General features: G+C 67.9%; 1 protein-coding gene. It reads left to right on the forward strand.

Annotated elements, in window-relative coordinates:
* The coding region (locus ACYVDE_RS24620) for a FecR family protein (RefSeq protein WP_460504155.1) at nt 1-708 on the forward strand (708 nt) is incomplete at its 5' end.
* Nucleotides 709-858 lie beyond the last annotated feature (150 nt).

Raw genomic sequence — 858 nt, forward strand, 5'->3', positions numbered from 1 at the left:
CTGACGCAGCGCACGCCGGCCCCGCAGGAAGTGGCCACGGCCTACGGCGAGGTGCACACCATCAAGCTGCCCGATGGCTCGGAAGCCACGCTCAACGGCCACTCTACGCTGCGCTACGCGGCGGGCTGGGCCGCCAGCAAGCCGCGCGAGGTGTGGCTCGACGGCGAAGGCTACTTCTCGGTGAAGCATCAGCCCAACAACCAGCGCTTTGTGGTGCACACCCAGGCCGGCTTTGCGGTGGAGGTGTTGGGCACGAAGTTCACCGTGTACCGCCGACGCGACCAGGCGCGGGTGGTGCTGCTCTCGGGCAAGGTGCGGGTTGATTTCGACGACCAGCGCCGGCCCGACGTGATTTTGAAACCCGGCGAGCTGCTCGAAACGCGCGATGCCCAGCCCCAGGCCCCCGCGCCCAAGGCCGTGCGCACCGCCCCCTACGCCGCCTGGAAAGATGCCCAGCTGGTGCTCGAAGAAACCAGCATTGCCGAGCTCGCCACCCGCTTGCAGGACACCTACGGCATTGATGTAGTAGTGAATAGCCCTGCCCTGGCCGAGCGCCGCATGACCGGCACCGTGCCCGTGGGCGACCTCGAAGTGCTGCTGCTGGCCCTGCAGGAAACCTTCCACCTGAAAGCCACCCGCGAGGCCGGCCGCATCGTGCTTTCGGAGCTGCCCGGCCCGGTGCATCCGGCCCCGGCCCGCCCCAACTAACCCGCCAATTCCCACCGCCCCGCCGCCTCTTGGCCGGGCCCAACGCCTTATTATCTGTATGAAAAAACCCGTTACCCACCTGCGTCGGCACTACGCCCTGCCGGCCTGCCTCACGGCCGGGATGCTGGTATTGCAGGCTTCGGCCCTGCC

This window comes from Hymenobacter agri (genome assembly GCF_054778495.1).